The sequence below is a fragment of the Phormidium sp. CCY1219 genome, from assembly GCF_035615515.1.
Lineage (GTDB): Bacteria > Cyanobacteriota > Cyanobacteriia > Cyanobacteriales > Laspinemataceae > CCY1219.
Genome location: NZ_JAJENT010000294.1, coordinates 1 through 15,370 on the forward strand (window position 1 = coordinate 1; position 15,370 = coordinate 15,370).

Annotated in this window: 22 protein-coding genes; 7 read left to right on the plus strand and 15 right to left on the minus strand. The window is 47.4% G+C overall.

The genetic code is table 11. The features are described 5' to 3' along the window. Positions 1-97: 97 nt before the first annotated feature. A complete protein-coding gene (locus tag LKK83_RS04865) occupies positions 98-3,667 on the plus strand; it encodes an RNA dependent RNA polymerase (RefSeq protein WP_324629789.1) in 3,570 nt (1,189 codons plus the stop codon). Positions 3,668-3,704: 37 nt separating this feature from the next. On the opposite strand, the gene LKK83_RS04870 is transcribed toward LKK83_RS04865, so the two are convergent. The 9 genes from LKK83_RS04870 to LKK83_RS04910 form a co-directional block, all read right to left on the minus strand. Beyond that, the gene (locus tag LKK83_RS04870; protein ID WP_324629790.1) at positions 3,705-3,962 is read right to left on the minus strand and encodes a hypothetical protein; all 258 of its coding nucleotides are present in this window, start codon (positions 3,960-3,962) and stop codon (positions 3,705-3,707) included. Between the two features lie 8 nt (positions 3,963-3,970). Then, a complete protein-coding gene (locus LKK83_RS04875) occupies positions 3,971-4,558 on the minus strand; it encodes a caspase family protein (RefSeq protein WP_324629791.1) in 588 nt (195 codons plus the stop codon). A gap of 13 nt (positions 4,559-4,571) precedes the next feature. Continuing rightward, positions 4,572-4,802, minus strand: coding sequence for a hypothetical protein (locus LKK83_RS04880; protein WP_324629792.1), 231 nt, complete (start codon positions 4,800-4,802; stop codon positions 4,572-4,574). Between the two features lie 18 nt (positions 4,803-4,820). Beyond that, on the minus strand, positions 4,821-4,997 hold the full coding sequence (locus LKK83_RS04885) for a hypothetical protein (RefSeq protein ID WP_324629794.1): 177 nt from the start codon (positions 4,995-4,997) through the stop codon (positions 4,821-4,823). Further along, a complete protein-coding gene (locus LKK83_RS04890) occupies positions 4,998-5,243 on the minus strand; it encodes a UPF0175 family protein (protein WP_324629796.1) in 246 nt (81 codons plus the stop codon). It abuts the gene before it with no gap. A gap of 16 nt (positions 5,244-5,259) precedes the next feature. Then, complete coding sequence (locus LKK83_RS04895) at positions 5,260-5,466, minus strand: helix-turn-helix domain-containing protein (RefSeq protein WP_324629797.1); 207 nt, start codon at positions 5,464-5,466, stop codon at positions 5,260-5,262. A gap of 17 nt (positions 5,467-5,483) precedes the next feature. Next, positions 5,484-6,083, minus strand: a complete 600-nt coding sequence (locus LKK83_RS04900; RefSeq protein WP_324629798.1) for a hypothetical protein — start codon at positions 6,081-6,083, stop codon at positions 5,484-5,486. Next, positions 6,025-6,231, minus strand: a complete 207-nt coding sequence (locus tag LKK83_RS04905; protein ID WP_324629799.1) for a type I restriction-modification system subunit M N-terminal domain-containing protein — start codon at positions 6,229-6,231, stop codon at positions 6,025-6,027. Before LKK83_RS04905 ends, LKK83_RS04900 begins: the two co-directional genes overlap by 59 nt. 500 nt (positions 6,232-6,731) lie before the next feature. Next, positions 6,732-7,070, minus strand: a complete 339-nt coding sequence (locus tag LKK83_RS04910) for a hypothetical protein (RefSeq protein ID WP_324629800.1) — start codon at positions 7,068-7,070, stop codon at positions 6,732-6,734. Positions 7,071-7,279: 209 nt separating this feature from the next. Here LKK83_RS04910 and LKK83_RS04915 point away from each other — a divergent pair, with 209 nt between their 5' ends. From LKK83_RS04915 to LKK83_RS04925, 3 genes are all read left to right on the plus strand, one after another. Then, complete coding sequence (locus LKK83_RS04915; protein ID WP_324629801.1) at positions 7,280-7,399, plus strand: helix-turn-helix domain-containing protein; 120 nt, start codon at positions 7,280-7,282, stop codon at positions 7,397-7,399. Positions 7,400-7,425: 26 nt separating this feature from the next. Continuing rightward, positions 7,426-8,403, plus strand: coding sequence for an Npun_R2479 family HD domain-containing metalloprotein (locus tag LKK83_RS04920; RefSeq protein ID WP_324629803.1), 978 nt, complete (start codon positions 7,426-7,428; stop codon positions 8,401-8,403). A 274-nt stretch (positions 8,404-8,677) separates the two neighbouring features. Continuing rightward, positions 8,678-9,148: a tetratricopeptide repeat protein gene (locus LKK83_RS04925; protein ID WP_324629804.1), complete on the plus strand. Its 471-nt coding sequence runs from the start codon at positions 8,678-8,680 to the stop codon at positions 9,146-9,148. Positions 9,149-9,491: 343 nt separating this feature from the next. Here the strand turns inward: LKK83_RS04925 and LKK83_RS04930 are convergent, their stop codons facing one another. Then, positions 9,492-9,692 carry a hypothetical protein gene (locus LKK83_RS04930; protein WP_324629805.1) on the minus strand — a complete coding sequence of 67 codons (201 nt, stop codon included), beginning with the start codon at positions 9,690-9,692 and terminating at the stop codon, positions 9,492-9,494. Between LKK83_RS04930 and LKK83_RS04935 the strand changes: the two genes are divergently transcribed. Together LKK83_RS04935 and LKK83_RS04940 are read left to right on the plus strand one after the other, a co-directional pair. Then, complete coding sequence (locus LKK83_RS04935; RefSeq protein ID WP_324629806.1) at positions 9,691-9,891, plus strand: hypothetical protein; 201 nt, start codon at positions 9,691-9,693, stop codon at positions 9,889-9,891. The two genes, LKK83_RS04930 and LKK83_RS04935, sit on opposite strands and share 2 nt — an antisense overlap. Then, positions 9,891-10,856, plus strand: a complete 966-nt coding sequence (locus LKK83_RS04940; protein ID WP_324629807.1) for an aldo/keto reductase — start codon at positions 9,891-9,893, stop codon at positions 10,854-10,856. Before LKK83_RS04935 ends, LKK83_RS04940 begins: the two co-directional genes overlap by 1 nt. 144 nt (positions 10,857-11,000) lie before the next feature. On the opposite strand, the gene LKK83_RS04945 is transcribed toward LKK83_RS04940, so the two are convergent. Beyond that, entirely contained in the window at positions 11,001-11,657 is a 657-nt protein-coding gene (locus tag LKK83_RS04945; protein WP_324629809.1) for a Uma2 family endonuclease, read from the minus strand. Positions 11,658-12,397: 740 nt separating this feature from the next. On the opposite strand from LKK83_RS04945, the gene LKK83_RS04950 reads away from it, so the two are divergent. Continuing rightward, the gene (locus tag LKK83_RS04950) at positions 12,398-12,673 is read left to right on the plus strand and encodes a hypothetical protein (RefSeq protein ID WP_324629810.1); all 276 of its coding nucleotides are present in this window, start codon (positions 12,398-12,400) and stop codon (positions 12,671-12,673) included. A gap of 132 nt (positions 12,674-12,805) precedes the next feature. Here the strand turns inward: LKK83_RS04950 and LKK83_RS04955 are convergent, their stop codons facing one another. From LKK83_RS04955 to LKK83_RS04970, 4 genes are all read right to left on the minus strand, one after another. Next, positions 12,806-13,639 carry a carbon dioxide-concentrating mechanism protein gene (locus LKK83_RS04955; RefSeq protein WP_324629811.1) on the minus strand — a complete coding sequence of 278 codons (834 nt, stop codon included), beginning with the start codon at positions 13,637-13,639 and terminating at the stop codon, positions 12,806-12,808. A gap of 126 nt (positions 13,640-13,765) precedes the next feature. Continuing rightward, complete coding sequence (locus LKK83_RS04960; protein ID WP_324629812.1) at positions 13,766-14,428, minus strand: carbon dioxide concentrating mechanism protein; 663 nt, start codon at positions 14,426-14,428, stop codon at positions 13,766-13,768. Between the two features lie 8 nt (positions 14,429-14,436). Continuing rightward, the gene (locus LKK83_RS04965) at positions 14,437-14,802 is read right to left on the minus strand and encodes a hypothetical protein (protein WP_324629813.1); all 366 of its coding nucleotides are present in this window, start codon (positions 14,800-14,802) and stop codon (positions 14,437-14,439) included. A gap of 8 nt (positions 14,803-14,810) precedes the next feature. After that, positions 14,811-15,370, minus strand: a 560-nt coding sequence (locus tag LKK83_RS04970; RefSeq protein ID WP_324629814.1) for a ribulose bisphosphate carboxylase small subunit, incomplete at its 5' end; no start/stop codon positions are given.

A 15,370-nucleotide genomic window follows, 5' to 3' on the forward strand; every position in this document is an offset into this window, starting at 1 on the left:
GCAGATGGCCATACACAGACGCATTGGACCGTTAAAAGCCCCTTGATAATGATCTCATAGAACTTTTCACTGTCCAGTTTGATGATGAGGATTAATAATGTCTGAGACTCCCCAAGGAAGATTTGTTCTAACTTACAATGTTGTCGCCCTTGTTCCTATCAACGATTTGCACAAAATTGTTTCCCGTACTGAAATGGCCGTTTGGAATGGGTTTGCTAAAAGATGGATAGAAGAGGAAGACCGTGATGCAGTTGGCGTGGCAATGGCAACTGAAACTATATACCGAAACATCATGTTATCCATGTTGCATTCAGACCATGAATTTTCAATTTGTGCTATCCCAACCAATGCTACGGAAGACAAAGAATCCCTTCTAGATGATTATGCTAATTTTTCCTTAGATTTAGCAGGAGGTTCCCGGAAACATGGGCATTTCCTATTTACAAGGAAAAAAGGAGAACCGGGAACAATAGGACAATTTTACTTCCCTGAATCTAAACGAAATATGGGAAGAATTAACTATGGGTCAATCTGTCTGAGTGAAAATAAAGCCTTGTTTGAGTTGAGGAATGCTAAAATTTTAGTCGTTCCTGACCCAGAGATGGAAAATAATAGACCAGTGCCAGGGTCGCAAAATCCTTGGAATATTGGTGATGCTCATGGAAAAATTCGGGCTAGCTTACTCACTCAACTCTTAGAGGGTATTGTCAAAGACCTTAATCTCCGTCGTCGAACTCCGACACAATTCCGTCTTGGTATCCCTGGTAGTGAAACTGAAGAAGGTATTTGGGGTAAAGGAACTGTTCTTCCTGTTGATAATTTACAAGGATATGATTTAGTTTTACCTGAAAGTTGTTTCAAAACTTATAAACCTTCTGAAGGTGAAAATCGATTTGACAAAGTTTATCTTGCCGCATTAGGTGAAGCGCAAGAACGTAAAAGTAGAGGTGGTACTCAAATCTGGTCTTGGTTTCCTATTGAAATCATTGAACAAGATGTTATGCCTGCTACAAGGGCTGAATGTGAAAGAATTGTTAAAGCTATTCAATCTAAAGATATTTACAAAATCTTTGAAATCTTTAATCCCCGAACTGAACGTTTGGAAGCTCAAAACAGCGAGGATATTGTCGATAAATGGTTTGATGAACTGCAAGAAACTTGGGCAGGGGGGAATCCGGATGATGAAACCGATGATAATTCTGAAGTCTATATGCCTGCTTTATCCCAGATTCTTGAATATGATACAGCAAGAATCCTGGAAAAACATCCTTATGTAATTGATTCGACTAAACGCAGTCTCAAGAAAAAATGGACGAGATTGGCTATCAATGGTGCTGTCCGGATGAAATCTTTTATGGCTCAACCAGATGATAGTTTGGCTGATTTGACCTTTACCTGCAAACATATTAAGAACACTGAACATATTACTTATCGTTATCCAGTCCGACATTGGGGTGATATTCAATTATGGGATTGTGTAGCAAAACCAGAAAATGATGAATATGACGGGGTGTTCTTCGTTTCTCATGTGACCTTTGGAGGAACTGGAGTAAATGGTGAGGCTCCTTATGGACAAGGGGGCGACTTTGATGGGGATTATGGTAATGCGATCGCATCCAGTGAACTTCCTAATATCACTCAACGTATTCGCGATTGGGAAGATGAAAATTCACCTCATTATCGCCCCCGTCCCGGTGTCATCAAAGCACCTAAAAATCCAATTCAAGATTCTTTAAAACAAGTAGCTTTGAGGTCAATGGATAATCAGACTGGTTTAGTAGCTAGTTTGATTATGCACGCTCAAGCTAAAGGATTGACTGAAGAAATTGTCCCTGATGGTACAGGACGAACTGTATTGGAGGTGCTTTCTCAAGCATTGCAAGATGAGGTAGACCGATTTAAGAATGATTTACAACGCGATACCAAAGGAATTGAAGAAGTACAGAAAATTCTAACCAGAGGTTCAAGTCGACCTGTTTGGCAAAGGGATTATAAATCTTCAGAAGCTTATCTTACTCGACCAATGAAAGTCGGTTCACCTTCTAAAGACAATGATACGATTTCTTATATGATTCGGGAAGTTAATACATATTGGGAAGAGGCTAAGTTCCCGGAACCCGAAAAACTAGGTTCAAACAAATTCCGATACTTATTCGGACAGAATCCAATGACTACGGGAGTTGTCACTCAGCAACAGATTGATTTTGCTCGTGCTGGTCAACGTGAATATAACCGTCGTTTGACTAATGCTATTCGAGTTTCTGATATTGATGATTCTGCTATTCGCAAGTTAATGCGAGAACTCAAAGAACAACGAATGCAATTAGAAGCTGAGCTAAAAGCTAGATTCCCACCTGCTGAAGCTAGAGCTAAACTAAAATCATGGGCGATCGCTTATTGGTGGGCAGCACATAATGAACGTGCTGGTAACTCTCCTGATGTCCCTATGGGTAAAGCTGGCTTACCCTTTTTGCTGTTTCCTGATATCATTGCTGCTCAATTGGCTACTGGAAAATACACTTTTCGCATCTATGGAATTCAACGTCAAAAGTCTCCTGATTTTGCCAACAAAGTTCCTATTACTAATTGGACTAATGCCATTCTGATTGGGACACGAGTTGTTATGGACCGTTCTTTTGAGGTGCTTTATCCTGACGAGAATGGACGAGTCGTTTACACCAACAACAATGGTGACTTTGCTTTAGCCCGTCGCAGAATCGGCAATGGTAAATATGGTTTCGTTGACAATGATTTTAATATCTATGTCTACGAAAACATTGAACGTCATACGTCTTATGTTGATGCTGATGGTCGGTTCATTTTAATGGATGAAGAGTTGGGCGATCGCCACTTCTATCTTACTCCTAATAACGGTATCATCATCAAGAATGAGGCTCCTCCACCGCCTAATCCTGAAAATCCGAATGATGTACCCTACACTGATGATGATGGAAACCTGGGATTGTTTAGTTACATCCAACAAGATGGCAGTGTAGCTTTTGTTGATATTACCAACGATTATTTTCCTCATGTGTTTCTCCAATCTCAGGAAAATATCTATTACACTGATGAAAATGATAATATCCTTTTGAATGAGCCTTTACCTAATGGCAGTTACTTTTACTTATCTGCCGAAGATGATAGCCTTTTCATTAGCAATGAAAGACCACATCCGAGAAAAAGAACAGAAAAAAGACCTACTGACTCAATCTTAGTCAAAATCAAACAAAGTAACCCAAAAAGAAACTATAATCTAGGTGTAGTTGATGCTTCCAATGTAACGTCAATTCGAGTAGTTCAAATTATTTATGCTAAAATTCGGAGCTATAAGGGGCTAAGTGGATTTTCTAAAAATTCAATTACAGTTGTCGTCAATGGAACTCCTCGTAAAGATTATGTAATTATTCCAATGTACGGTGATGAACATTTTATGTTTTTGGATTGGAATGATGATGTCGAATTATTTACGGAGGATTATCAACTCCCATCTAATGGTGTAGTACGAAAAATGGTTTATGTCATTTCACACCGTACAGGGGGAGAAGCGAAACCAATTGGATTACTTCCTTTAGATTGCAATGCCATTCCTAATGGAGGTCGTAAAATTTCTGCTCATTTACGACGCAGCAGCAATGTCGTTTGGGAAAATATTTTTACCCCTCTCTAATTAAACGGGGGCATTTATTAGCCCCCTTTTTTAGAATTTAATATAGAAAAGCATCATCACCGTCTAGAGGTTTTGGGGTTGTAAATAAAGAATCAAGTTCTTCCCAAGCATCTAATTCGCTAAGAGCTGCTATCACTGGCGTCCAATACTTTATGTTGCCTTCATAATCAACCCCATTTTCTTCAAAACTCACTATTCTCCATCTTTCCATTGAACCACTGCCTGTTGAGTAGATGTAGGATTCAGACCTAAATTCATCTTTGTATTTTTCTTTCAATTCTTCTAACTTGGACATAGTTTCTCCTAAATTGTAAATGGTTTGCTCAACGTGAATCCTCGTTCAAGAGTTCCAAACCTAATATACTGCGATCGCTGTCTCTCTCCCATTGCCTGATTGATTTGCTCATTCATCTTCCGATAGCTTCTTCCAAATTTTCCTCCATTCCAAATCTGTAACAAATTCTCTGTAAAGAATCCGTAATTTTCTCCTTCACGGGAAAGTTGAGCTTCAAAACAGGAAGCAAGCATGATACCGGAGGCAGCAATTTGGGGGAAAGCAGAATTACTGGAAATATCGATTCCACCACTATGACAGCAATCAAGAACGATTAAGAGTCTGACCCCGGGACGAAACTGAGACCAGAGGTGATGCAATTCATCATCGGTGAGGATGCGATCGCTCAACAACCAGGATTCGTCATATCCATCATACTCATCTCCTGACCTATCTAATACCCTCACCCCATGTCCTGAAAAACTTACCCACATTATGTTTCCTGACTCCAGTTTACCCGCCGCATCTGATATCTCCTTTACCACTCTCTCTTTCAATGCTTCTGGTGATAACAGAGTTGTTGTTTGAAATCCTTGTGTCATAGCTATTTCTTTCATCGCAAGGGCATCGTTATGACAATATTTCAAATTTTGGATTAACTATATTTATTTGTCCGATTCGCTGATTATGTAGTAAGGGTTCTTCCAAATCAACAAAAGCTGGTTTTCCGAGTAGATTACAATCCGGAGTCAAGTCAGTCATAACCACCAATAAATCTCCTTTTTTAAAAATCGTTGAAGTAGGAAATTTACCCGAATACCTCTTTGTATTTTTATCGTTAAAATACAATCCTCCTTCCAATTTGAAATTCCCAGGCGTTCAAACAATAGGACCGCTTGAAGAAAAATATTCGCTTTTAAAAGAGAAGCCATTTTTTAAATTAAATATGTCTCCCAGAGGCTTTACATCCCAATCTTCAGGAATCACCCCCACCTCAGTCTGCTTATACCCTTTTGGCAGTTTATTAGTATTTTTTGATACTTCTAAATTATTCATTTACAGCCACCCTTTTGCCGTCAAATTTTCTATATCTTCCCGCAATTCAGCCACATCATAATGAACGCAAATACCCCTATCTGCAATCAAGTGCTGAAAGCGAACCTGAGACATATTTAGCAATTCTGCCGCCTTGCCTAAGCTAACTTTTTCCTGCTGAAAAAGCAGCAAAACCACCTCTATCAAAAGCTCATCCTCTGACAGTCCACTCGCTTTGACAATCTCATCGGAAATAACTAAACTCATCTTTCCACCTCTTTTATCAATTATCAATTAAAATCGCTTCATAAGGCAACGGTAACTCGATGGGATGATGTTGTTCTTCATACGCCTCAATCGAAGTTACTAGAAACTCAAGCCGATCCCCCTCTGAAGTATTTAACGGCGCATCGAATAACCGTTCGACCTCCGCCAACGCTTGACGATACTCTTCCTCTGTTTTAATGGGTTTCAAACTCATATCACTCATCTATTATTAACTCTCAATTAATTCCAGTCTAACCCCATCCTCCTCAAATGCTCATCAACCTTACTCGATAGCGCCTCAACCTCGTCCACCAACTGCGGCAAAGGTTCCGCATAGCGTTCCTCTAACTCCTTCACCCGATTCGCCAACTGCTGCGTCACCCGCTCGATTTCTGCCGAAATTGCCCCCTCCAAAGTCGCTTGCCACTTATCATCAACCACCAACCCTTTAATCTCATCCTCGGTTAACTTCGGATACTGGGCAAACACCGCTTTATCCAGTGCATCAGTAGCCTCCTTAACCGCCTTTTTCTTCTCTGCCTCTAAATCAAACAACTCCAGACATTGCTCCAGCACAGCCACCTGTTCCGCATCAACCGATGAGTCTTCCTCGTCAAAAATAGAAAACTGTTGATTTTCCTTAATTAACTTTTTGAGGTTGGTTTTCGTCGCCTTTCCCGTATCGCTTTGGGCATCAACCAACACCCCATCTTCCCCCGTATGTTCCTCAATCAATCCCTCCAATTCCTGCGTCACCGCATCTAAATCCGCCTGGAGTTGCTCAATAGAATTCCGCTTGTCGGCACAATACCGCGCCATCGGGAACCATAATAATCGCATTCGGATTCCCCGCATATTTATCAGAGATGTATTTTACAAATAAAAAGGTCAGAACGTAATCCTTGTACTGCGAGGCATCCATGCCGCCGCGCAGTTCGTCACATCCGGCCCATAAAGAGCTATAGAGTTCGGTTTTTTTAACGGCCATTGCAGAATTACAATCGGTTATTCGCGTCAGATTCAGGGCTGGAAAACCAGGGGGCGACTAGGCGTGGCACCGAGGCGGAGGAAGTCCGCGAAGGGGGAGGAGGGGACTCACGGAACCCAGACTGATGCCAGCCGGATATTATACGATCGCCTATTTTAACACAGTCCTCGGTCTAAAGCGAGCCTCATGGTTATTGTATCCGATTTGGGTGCTCCGGAATCGGATGTTACGCAGAATTTACATAAATTTGCAATTGATTGCGAAAACCCGACGATCGATGCCGCGATCGCTCCCAAATCCATCAGCATGAACCAAAGCCATCAATCTGCACAGCGATCGCTGGGTAAAGCGTTACCAGGTGTTGCCCGAAACCGCGTTAGAAGCCCACATCTTGGCAATGAGTTGTGGATATTGTACCCAAAATTTTGTTAGCGCGAGGGTCAATGCGTCGAACACAAATAGGGGATTGGCCCCGGTTTGAAGTTGGAGAATTATCAACCTCAACCCACCGATGCAAAGGTACCTCGATTAACATGAATAAACCGGGGTTTGAATTCGCGGATTTTCTCTCGTTGGGTGGGGGGGTGACAGCGATCGCCTTCATCGGTTTTGCCAACCCTGGATCCAACGTGCAGAGGCGGGACTTTCTCTCTGTGAGGCTCCTTGGTTCCCGCCTCGGCGAGATCTGTAGGGATTACCCTTGTCAATCGGTCCGATTTGGGGGAAAATACGGTGAGGAAAACATTAAAAGAGGCTTTGCGATCGCGCCAATGTTGCCCACAGCAGCGCGCCAAGCGATGCAAAGAGGCGATCGCACTCCGCCCGGGTGGGACAAGCAATGGATGATTTCATCCAGCAGTGTCCGACAATCCTCAGAGTTTGCTAAGATTGCATCAGGGCAATCCTGATGGTTAGCTTGCGAGGCGGGCAGCCCCGCACTGTACCTTTCAGGGTCGGTGTCGGGAGGATGTCAGTTCTCAAAGCCGATAACCCACTATTTTTTTCGCGCCAATCTGGGTGACAATAGTATCGACGTTTAACCTTTGCCATGCAAATCGCCTACCAGTACCGATTGAAGCCTACATTCGAGCAGCGATGCCGAATGTCTCGCTGGATTGACATGCTTCGCTTTCAATCTAAGCGGAGAATCTCGCGCCGTACCGCTTAAGTGGTTAGCGTCGGGAGTACGTCACTATGACTACGGGCCTCATTCAATCCTCCATCGAGCGGCTCATTGCAAGTTATCGCTACAGTTATGGTTTCCAGAAACTGGAATATGGCGAACTCATTGCTGATGTGGCTCGAGTGGCATTCAAACATATTTCTAAAAGCGACGCGCCGTATCACGATGTGGAACATACGGTTTTAGTGGCATTGGCGGGGGCAGAAATCTTGCGGGGAAAACAAATTACCGAAGGAAATGTTTCCCCTGAAGATTGGTTGCACGCGATCGCTTCTTTATTGTTGCACGATATTGGCTACGTAAAAGGCGTCTGTCGCCAAGATAAACTCGACGCCCGATGCTTCGATACCGGCATCGGCGGTGAAATGATTTCTTTGCCCCCCGATGCAACCGATGCCAGTCTGACGCCCTATCATGTAGATCGAGGAAAACTGTTCGCCAAAGAAAATTTTAGCCATCACAAACTGCTCGATATCAAAACCCTGCAACGCAATATCGAATTAACCCGATTTCCGGTTCCCCCTGACGCCGAACATGAAGATACCATCGATTACCCCGGATTGGCGCGAGCAGCAGATTTAATCGGTCAACTTGCCGATCCCCTTTACTTAAAAAAAATGAAAGCCCTGTTTCGAGAATTTGAAGAAATAGGCACCAATAAAGTCCTCGGCTATCGCACGATTGCGGATTTAAGAGCCGGCTATCCCAACTTTTTCTGGGGGGTGGTTTATCAGTATCTCGGCGGCGGATTGCAGCATTTAAAGGTTACAAAATCTGGCCAAATAATTGTAGAAAATCTATACGAAAATGTTAAAATCGTAGAACGAGAACTGTCAAAATCTACCGCCGATTCGCCCCAATCCGCAGCCAATGGAAAGTCCTCAAACGCGGGCGATCGCCTCCCCGACCCCGATGCGGCGGAAACCGCTCACAGTGCCACTTCTGACCAGCGATCGACCAGCGCGATGGCCAACAAATATCTCACATAACTTGCGTTCAAACCCTTGACGAACTGCGGTCCGGCGGAATGTCCATCAATAGAATCAATCCGATGCAGACTCATTTAAACCTGCGCTGCGATCGCCCACTGTGGAATTATCCGCCTCGATTCCCCTATAGCAAACAACCTCCGCCAAAGACTCAATTCTCATCGCTTTTCCTAACCTCCTCGCCCCTCGGGAACGAATTCGCCAGTCTCCTCCCCAAACAGCATAATAGAAATCGACCTCCGATTGCAAATCCTTACCTGAATCACCCACAATCATGGATAACTCGTCAATCGAATCGTTGCTCGAAGACCTCAAACAGCCGGATGAAAACATTCGCGATCGCGCCACTCGGGAACTCTGGCGCATCTGGTTTCATCAAAAGGGAATTTATGGATTGGAATTTCTCCAACGCGCTCAACGGGCGATCGAGACTGGCAAAATTTCCGAAGCTGAAGAAATTCTCACCGAATTAATTAACGACCAGCCTGATTTTGCCGAAGCATGGAATCGCCGAGCCGTCCTTTATTATAGCATCGGCCAATATCGCAAGGCAATCCAAGATTGCGAAATGGTCATCAAACTTAACCCCGTTCATTTTGGCGCATTTCACGGCTTGGGATTGTGTTATGCTACCCTCAAAAACTATAAAAAAGCAATTCACGCTTTCCAAAATGCGCTCGAGATTCAGCCTTATGCCTTAATCAATCAACGGTTGATTTTAGAATGTACGGCGAGAATTAGTTAAGCCAATCAAATCATTCGATTGAAATCGCACCTCAGCTTTGCGTTGTCCGCCGATGCGGACTATTTTTTTAACAGCTATTCCTCCATCAGAGGAATTGCACATGCAAAAATCTTCTCTCAAAAACCCGCTTTTTAGTCACCACTTAACCGCCGCCCTCGGGGAAAATCGGCGAGGGGACGAAAAAAAAACTGCACGACTCTCGTGCAGTTACTCACCCAAATGTCTCACCAAGCAAATTGAATAAAAATTAATTTAAGGCTTAATTAAAATTTCGTTTAACTCATAGATTCCTGAATTGTAGAGGTGTTGTGCAAAGTCGGATAAACCGCGATATTCAGCCCGATTACTCCACGGTTTGGATCCAGCCCCGGCGAACCGCGTGGAAAAGGCGATCGACTGCATCATGTTCTTCTGGGTTGAGGGAGTTTTCTAACAAAGCGGACATCAGGGTTTGGCGATCGCGGCGACTGAGGACACCGACATTCCAAGCTTGACCGAAGACTTCAGCGATGTTGGATTCGGGGTATAAGGTTTGAAGTTGCATGGTGGGTTGGCTTGAACTCTACAACTCTAATATCTTCGAGATTTGCGATTCCGACTGCGATCGCAACGGGCAATCTCAGGTGACATTCGTCAATTACGCCAGTGATTCCACGGATAGCGCAACGGTGACGCACTGGCCACCTTCTGGTGATTTCGGTCACAATAGAAGCGCAAACTCCATCAGGGAGGACATTCAATAATGAAAAAACCCAACAGACGCACATTTATGGGGTTGAGCCTCGCCGTGGCGGGTGGCGTCATCGCCGGGAATGCATTCAAACAGCCTCATGGTTCTACCTCCACACCCCCCACCGGCACCATGCCCGAACGAGTTTTAGGCAATACGGGAATTCGCCTTCCGATTCTCGGGTTGGGGGGTGCGGGTAAAACCCCTCTATCGTGGAACAACGCGGAAGCGGAAGCGGTGGAATTGGTGGAAGCGGCGCTGAAATTGGGCATCCGCTATTTCGATACCGCTGCGAGTTATGGCCCTAGCGAAGAATATTTGGGCAAAGTGCTGCCGGCCCACCGAGAAGGGGTATTTTTGGCCAGCAAAACGGCAAAGCAAGACCGCGATAGTGCGTGGCGCGAGTTAGAGCGATCGCTGAGTCGTCTGAATACGGACTATTTGGATTTGTGGCAATTGCATCATGTCTCTTTTACTGAAGAACTCGATCGCATTTTTAGTCCCAATGGCGCAATTAAAGCGATGGAAGAGGCGAAAGCGCAAAAGCTGATTCGCTTTGTGGGGATTACCGGGCACCACGAACCTGCTGTCATTGCTGAAGGGTTGCGTCGCTATCCGTTTGACACCACGTTAATTCCAATTAATGCCGCCGACAAACACCACCCCCGCCCTTTTATTCCTGGGGTGTTGCCGATGGCGCAAGAGAAAAATGTCGGTGTCATTGCGATGAAGGTTCCCGCTTACGGGCGACTGTTCAAACCCGGGGTTCTCGATGGCATGCCCCAAGCCCTCGGCTATACTATGTCTCAAGCAGGGGTCCATTGTTGCGCGATCGCCGCTGAATCGGTAGCACAACTCACATCAAATGCGATCGCTGCCCGCAACTTTCAACCCCTCAGCAGCGCGCAACTCGCACAAATCGAACAGCGCACCGCCGCCAGTTGGCAGGATAATACCTTTTTCCGCGCTTGGACTTAAGCTCTGGTCGCCCATCGACCCCACTCTGCCTTTATCCGGGTTCCGCAAGCGTACCCACCCAAATATCGCCCGCCTACGCAGGCGAGATTTGGGTGGTTCGGGAGGCATAGATACCCACCGCGATCGCACCCTCTCTCCCCCACACTATTGCTGAAATTGCTGGATTAACCAAGCACCTACTTCGTTTTGCGGCATCTGACGAGTCCGCCGCAATGCTTCTTCTAAGAGTGAGATAGCTAAGTCGGGTAACACTCCTGACTCGCGAATCCGCCAACTCCCTTTATCTTTTACTGCAAAGGCGATGATTTGTATGTTTTTTACGTCCACAATCCAGTATTCTTTGACTTGTAACTCTTCGTAGAGTAACCGTTTTTCTCCTTTGTCGTCTGCGAGGGAACTGTCTGCAATTTCGATAACTAATTCCGGCGGCGGATAGCGGTCTAAATCGATAACCTTCGTCCCGAAAGGAATGGCTTGGGCGTTTTGTCCGATGTAATAGGAAACATCCGGTTGCGCTTCTTTCAACGGAGGTTTGCGGTAGGTGCAATTAAGTAGCGTGTTCTGAGGAATTCCTTTTACAATGCAAAACAGGTGAACCGCAAGGCTAATAATCGCATTGTCGCTGGCGTGGTCGTGACCGAGTGGTGTCATTTCAATCCGTAACTGTCCGTTGTTGTAGTAGAATTTGGCATTTTCGTACCCTGGTTCTTCTGTCGCTTGCAGGTATTCTTCCCAGGAGGCACTGACCCAGGTTTCGGTGGGAAATTTGGTGGATAAGGGGTTCATGGCTTTGGTTTTCATTTGGCTTTGCTGGGGTGGATTGGGTTGCTGTGGAATGGCGATTTTTCGGTAATCTCCTGCTGGGATAGGGGTCGCATTGCTGCTTACTGAGACAAGGTTTTGCGGTTGTTTCTGCTGTTTTTTTTATTGTAACTGATTGAAGGCGATTAGGGGTTGGGTGTTGGGTTTTTCTGGGTAAACGTGATGGGTTCGGTTTGGTGAATTAATTGTTGGGGGCAATGCCTCGGGGAGTTCCGAATTTTTGCTTTTTATGTGAGATTCTGAGACTTACTATCGATGGTCGGGTGGGCAGGGTTTGCTTGATGCAAAGTATCTCACTTAATGTGAGCCAAAGAGGAGGTGTATTTGGATACGGAGACTTTTTTCCAGGTTTGCTATGCTGGCGGCAGAGGTTCCGCATTGGCGAAATTGCCCGATCGCGCAAGCGGTGCGGGAATAGCGATCGCCCTCCTGTAGGTTGCACTCTGTGCATTTGGGTTCCTGACCTGCTCTCCTGGGTGCGCTGTTTCCGCTGTTCTGGGTGCCGAATTTTTCTGCAATACCACATTTTAGTGAATTTGTCAACCCTAGGAGAGCGGGGGGCAAAGATTGGGGTCTTAAAATACCGTTAAGGGGGGGTCCATCCCTGAAAAAGCAAGCTAAAATAACCTTTTACTTGGGATGGAACCCCCTGGGATCGCGCAGATTTCTCAATGAAAACTTAATGAACTTTTGTGTAGATATTTCAAGGAATGATACGAATGAATAACTTTCACGAACAAGATGTATTATTTGTTGAAGTTAGTCGGGAGCGATCGATCCGGCGAACCCTGATGCTGCTCGAGACCAAGCGCCAGCGGATCCGGGAAGACTTAATGGATTTGATTGGCAGTATGCCCCTGTTGTCCCTGCCGGTGCAGTTAACCCAAGACTCCCCGGAAGAAACCCGCGACATCTTGCAAGAGGCGCTATCGCGCATGGGAGATGAAGCCTTTGCCCGCTGGATCGTAGAAGACATCCTCGAACAAAGCCAATAATTTCAGGTAATTAATTAGAGATATTCAAAGTAAAGAAAGGGGAAGGGGAAAGAAGCGATCGCCAGCTTGCCAGGAATCGAAGCATCAGGGGGTTAGGCCCCACCCGACACTGAGAGCAAAGCAAGCGGGGAACTATTCCAGGTCGAGACGTTCTTCCTGAGGCTCTTCTAACGTTTCGAGTTCTGGCAATTCGAGCGGTTCTGCTTGTTCTTCCGGAGCGCTCAACTGCTGCAAATCGGGTAGAGCCACCAAATCTTGTTGTTTTTCCCGAACAGAAATCGGCATTTTGAGGGGTTCTTTTTTCTCGATAAAGTAGCTAGCCACAGGCAGAGTGCGTTCGAGATCGTCGAGAGGACGAGGAATCACCATCACCGAATTCAACTCGCCGATGCGTTCTGCCTCATACATGCCCGCTTCCACAGCTACCGCCACATCAGCCACAGAGCCGCGAACGATCGCCGTACAAAGGCCCCCACCGACCTTTTCATAGCCCGTTAAATGAACCTCAGCGGACTTAAGCATAGCATCAGCGGCACCCACCAGAGCCGGAAACCCGCGAGTTTCCAGCAGACCGATCGCCTGATTGCTCAAGCGACAGTATTCATCAGAGTGAGCCAGGTCCATCAAGCGAGAGCCGATGGGGAGGACCACCTCCAGATTAGGCAGAGGGCGAGCGATCACCAACTGCGACACAGCCTGACCGAACTTTTCCGCCGTTTCGGCACCGGCTTGCACGGCGAGGCGGACATCAGCGGTGCGACCGCGAACCACCGCCGTACAGTGACCGCTGCCGATTTTTTCATAGCCGACCAAAACCACCCCAGCCGATTTGAGCATCATATCAGCGCAGCCGACGATCGCCGGGAAACTCTGAGTCGAGACCAGACCCAAAGCCAAATCCCGCAGATCGTCCTTGCGTCGTACCTGTTGGCGGGGGACGATCCCCGCTGTATCGCGTCTATCCATCTTTTAGCTCCATCAACATCTACCGACCCACCCACTGACATGTCACCCCAGATAGAACCGTGGGGGCGATCGCCCGAGGGGAATTGGCGCGTAAAACTCCCACCTTAAAGCTAACAACTCATCGAGCTATTCGTCTGGTAGAGGAGGAGGGGCGACGTTCTTATGGGGGAACAACGTCAGCAGCAGGCGATTGATGTGTTCTTGACCTGCGATCGCCGGTTCCGAGGGATCCGTAGACCCCGACTCCGGGGGTGGGGAGGGGGGAGGAGACGGTGGTGCAGCGCCATTCGCGGTAGGATTCGGCGATGGCTCATCCATCCCCAAAGGAGGTGGAGTTGGTGACGATGCGGCGTCAGGGGGAGGCGAGTCAGGGGGAGTTGGGGGAGAAATCTGCGGCGACGCCTCAGCAGTGGAGCCATTGGGAATATCAGCCCATTGACGAGACTCATCTCCGAGGAGGGAACCGGGATTGACCATTTCTTCGGCGGGAATCGAACGATTGAGAATCGTCGATGCCGTACCGATGCAGGCATTGGCACCGATTTTACCCGAGCCAATAATCAACACCCCCGCACCGAGGGTCGCTCCCGACTCCAGAGTTAAAGAGCCGCCGTGAGCTTGAATAATCGCTCCCATTCCAATAGAGACACCAGCAGCGATCGTGATGCGACAGCCTGACGCCGCATGTAGGATCGCCCCAGGAGCGATCGCCGCATTCTCATCAATCGTCACATCGCCACTCACGGAAATATTAAAATTGCGACTCAGTTGTAGTGGCGGCAAATACATTCTTGAATTTAGAACCGCAAACGGTTCGAGCGAGACATTGCAGTTATCAAAAGCGACAGAGCGGATTCAGGCCAAGGAACCTGCAACCGACTACAGCGCCACCCCAGAGCCTCAAACCAGCCCCATGCCAGGACATCCACCGCAGCGATCGCGGTTGTTGCCGGCGATCGCAGCACGGTTGGGGGGGGTTCAAAGGGCGAGGAAATAGCACACAACCCTTTGTGGGGCATCTCCCCTGCATCTGCCCAGTGGGGAAGCAGGTCGAGAGTGCCCCGCGCCAGTCGGCTGGGACTCAGGGAGCTTCGGGCGTTCTTCCAAAAGGCGATCGCACAAAAGCCCCCATCGGATCCCTGGGGGAATTCACCCCGCGCCAATCGCGCGATTACGGGCGTTGGATAATCGTTTCCACCACCCGACGCTTCGCCGTCGGGTCGATACCGATCAAGCGCACGTATTCGCCCGGGTGAGCTGCCATGCACTCTTCCAGGGTTGCCAAAACCTGAGACAGATTTTGCGAATCCACCGCGCCGCAGCTCTTCCAAGACCCGGTACTGAAGCGACGTTTCGTCACATGTTCCGCACCCACGCGCAAGCCTTGGTTGAGGATTTGGCGCACCTGGTCAACCACCTCCGAAGGCAACTTCGTCCGCACTGCAGTGCCGCCACCGCCACTCGAACCGCTCGTCCGAGGTGCCGCCGTCGAGGTAGCACGGCGAGCGCCTCCCGAGAACGCCGATTCATTTGGGCGTTGGATAATCGTTTCCACCACCCGACGCTTTGCTTTCGGGTCGATACCGATCAAGCGCACGTACTCGCCCTGGTGGTCAGCCAAGCAGCCTTCCAGAGCCGAAAGCACCTGAGCTTCGTTCTTGCTGTCAATTGGCGCGCAGCTCTTCCAAGAACCGGTGCGGAAGCGGCGCTCGTCCACATGTTCCGTCCCGA

Excerpts from the sequence above, each read along its gene's own strand:
- LKK83_RS04865 (WP_324629789.1), top strand. The coding sequence starts at position 98 with ATGTCTGAGACTCCCCAAGGAAGATTTGTTCTAACTTACAATGTTGTC.
- LKK83_RS04870 (WP_324629790.1), bottom strand. The coding sequence starts at position 3,962 with ATGTCCAAGTTAGAAGAATTGAAAGAAAAATACAAAGATGAATTTAGG.
- LKK83_RS04875 (WP_324629791.1), bottom strand. The coding sequence starts at position 4,558 with ATGAAAGAAATAGCTATGACACAAGGATTTCAAACAACAACTCTGTTA.
- LKK83_RS04885 (WP_324629794.1), bottom strand. The coding sequence starts at position 4,997 with ATGAATAATTTAGAAGTATCAAAAAATACTAATAAACTGCCAAAAGGG.
- LKK83_RS04890 (WP_324629796.1), bottom strand. The coding sequence starts at position 5,243 with ATGAGTTTAGTTATTTCCGATGAGATTGTCAAAGCGAGTGGACTGTCA.
- LKK83_RS04895 (WP_324629797.1), bottom strand. The coding sequence starts at position 5,466 with ATGAGTGATATGAGTTTGAAACCCATTAAAACAGAGGAAGAGTATCGT.
- LKK83_RS04900 (WP_324629798.1), bottom strand. The coding sequence starts at position 6,083 with ATGCGATTATTATGGTTCCCGATGGCGCGGTATTGTGCCGACAAGCGG.
- LKK83_RS04905 (WP_324629799.1), bottom strand. The coding sequence starts at position 6,231 with ATGGCCGTTAAAAAAACCGAACTCTATAGCTCTTTATGGGCCGGATGT.
- LKK83_RS04915 (WP_324629801.1), top strand. The coding sequence starts at position 7,280 with ATGCAAATCGCCTACCAGTACCGATTGAAGCCTACATTCGAGCAGCGA.
- LKK83_RS04920 (WP_324629803.1), top strand. The coding sequence starts at position 7,426 with ATGACTACGGGCCTCATTCAATCCTCCATCGAGCGGCTCATTGCAAGT.
- LKK83_RS04925 (WP_324629804.1), top strand. The coding sequence starts at position 8,678 with ATGGATAACTCGTCAATCGAATCGTTGCTCGAAGACCTCAAACAGCCG.
- LKK83_RS04935 (WP_324629806.1), top strand. The coding sequence starts at position 9,691 with ATGGTGGGTTGGCTTGAACTCTACAACTCTAATATCTTCGAGATTTGC.
- LKK83_RS04930 (WP_324629805.1), bottom strand. The coding sequence starts at position 9,692 with ATGCAACTTCAAACCTTATACCCCGAATCCAACATCGCTGAAGTCTTC.
- LKK83_RS04940 (WP_324629807.1), top strand. The coding sequence starts at position 9,891 with ATGAAAAAACCCAACAGACGCACATTTATGGGGTTGAGCCTCGCCGTG.
- LKK83_RS04945 (WP_324629809.1), bottom strand. The coding sequence starts at position 11,657 with ATGAAAACCAAAGCCATGAACCCCTTATCCACCAAATTTCCCACCGAA.
- LKK83_RS04950 (WP_324629810.1), top strand. The coding sequence starts at position 12,398 with ATGAATAACTTTCACGAACAAGATGTATTATTTGTTGAAGTTAGTCGG.
- LKK83_RS04955 (WP_324629811.1), bottom strand. The coding sequence starts at position 13,639 with ATGGATAGACGCGATACAGCGGGGATCGTCCCCCGCCAACAGGTACGA.
- LKK83_RS04960 (WP_324629812.1), bottom strand. The coding sequence starts at position 14,428 with ATGTATTTGCCGCCACTACAACTGAGTCGCAATTTTAATATTTCCGTG.